Here is a 1050-nt window from a genome sequence, read left to right as displayed (position 1 = left end):
AAGAATATTGATATTCAAGGCAGAAGCCATGAATGCGCGCCGAGAAACTTCGCAACCAACCGGTCATCAGCGTATCACAGTAGTTTCCTCTGACAAGGCTCGCTGGCCGAGCTGGTCGCCAGCTATCGCGACACCGCGCCGAAGCTGGCCACATGGCTCGAGGAGAACGTGCCCGAAGGCCTCGCCGTCTTCACGCTGCCCGAGCACCATCGCCGCCGACTGCGCGCCTCGAAACCGATGGAGCGCGCGGTGCAACAGGAGCTGAAGCGCCGCACGGCCAAAATCAGGGTCTTTCCGAGCGAGGAATCCCTGCTGCGGCTCGTCAGCGCCATCCTCGTCGAGATCGACGAGAAATGGGCTTCTGACACAGAAGCCTACATCAAGTGGGAATGCCAGGACGCGTGACCCGCTCTCAGCAAAATTTCCAGACATCGGGTTGCTCAATACGAAGCCATGGCGGTCAAGGAGGGCGCGATGCTTCTCGGATGCGTATTGCGACCCATGTATTCGCTCAGAAGTTCGGCTGACTCCATGTCCTGGTCGAGCGCGCCGGCCTCCGCCTTCTCGATCCCTATCCGGATAAGGTTGCGAAACAAGTCATGGTGTCAATCGGCATTGAATCGGGCCCCCTCAAGCCCGGTTTGTCTGACAGCGCCCCGGGAAGGGTATTAATCCGGCCCTGTCGGCCGTAGCACCGCGCCCTGTTCAAGTGGCGTGACGAGGGCCTGATAGATCGCTAGCCAGCCTTTGCGTTCGCTTGGTATAAATGAGGTAAGGGTAGAAAACCGAACCTTTATCTCTGCCTCGGGCAGCAACAGATTGACCGCGCGATTGCCAAGATCGACTTCGATCGGATCTCCATCACGCACGATGGCAAGCAAGCCGCCTTCGGCAGCCTCGGGGCCGATCTGCCCGACCACAAAGCCATGATTGAGGCCTGAAAGCTGCCCGTCAGTAAGAACGGCGACAGCGGCACCGATGCCACTTCCCTGAAGCGCCGCGACGACCCAGGATGCCGAGGCGACGCCGGGACCGCCCCGTGGACCCAAG

2 protein-coding genes are annotated in these 1050 nt (G+C 60.2%); one reads left to right on the top strand and one right to left on the bottom strand.

Annotation, left to right across the window (positions count from 1 at the left end):
• Positions 1 to 102: 102 nt before the first annotated feature.
• On the top strand, positions 103 to 405 hold the full coding sequence (locus IM708_RS21025) for a transposase (RefSeq protein WP_209428498.1): 303 nt from the start codon (positions 103 to 105) through the stop codon (positions 403 to 405).
• A 263-nt stretch (positions 406 to 668) separates the two neighbouring features.
• Here IM708_RS21025 and IM708_RS21020 read toward each other — a convergent pair.
• The coding region (locus IM708_RS21020; RefSeq protein ID WP_209428497.1) for a dihydroxy-acid dehydratase at positions 669 to 1050 on the bottom strand (382 nt) is incomplete at its 5' end.

Source organism: Pararhodobacter sp. SW119 (genome assembly GCF_017811755.1).
GTDB lineage: Bacteria > Pseudomonadota > Alphaproteobacteria > Rhodobacterales > Rhodobacteraceae > Pararhodobacter.
Note: the sequence above shows the minus strand (reverse complement) of the source record. Positions and strands in the feature narration are given on the sequence as shown.